Annotated in this window: 1 rRNA gene; it reads left to right on the top strand. The window is 53.3% G+C overall.

The annotated features are described in order from the left end of the window. A 16S ribosomal RNA gene (locus CIL03_RS19370) occupies positions 1-426 on the top strand; the annotation flags it as partial.

Genomic DNA, 426 nt, shown 5'->3' on the forward strand with positions numbered 1-426 from the left:
CACTACGATGAACAGGATTAGATACCCTGGTAGTCCACGCCGTAAACGATGAGTGCTAAGTGTTAGAGGGTTTCCGCCCTTTAGTGCTGCAGCTAACGCATTAAGCACTCCGCCTGGGGAGTACGGTCGCAAGACTGAAACTCAAAGGAATTGACGGGGGCCCGCACAAGCGGTGGAGCATGTGGTTTAATTCGAAGCAACGCGAAGAACCTTACCAGGTCTTGACATCCTCTGACAACTCTAGAGATAGAGCGTTCCCCTTCGGGGGACAGAGTGACAGGTGGTGCATGGTTGTCGTCAGCTCGTGTCGTGAGATGTTGGGTTAAGTCCCGCAACGAGCGCAACCCTTGATCTTAGTTGCCAGCATTTAGTTGGGCACTCTAAGGTGACTGCCGGTGACAAACCGGAGGAAGGTGGGGATGACGT

This window comes from Virgibacillus indicus (assembly GCF_002266285.1).
In the GTDB taxonomy this organism is placed as follows: Bacteria; Bacillota; Bacilli; order Bacillales; family Amphibacillaceae; genus Virgibacillus_K; species Virgibacillus_K indicus.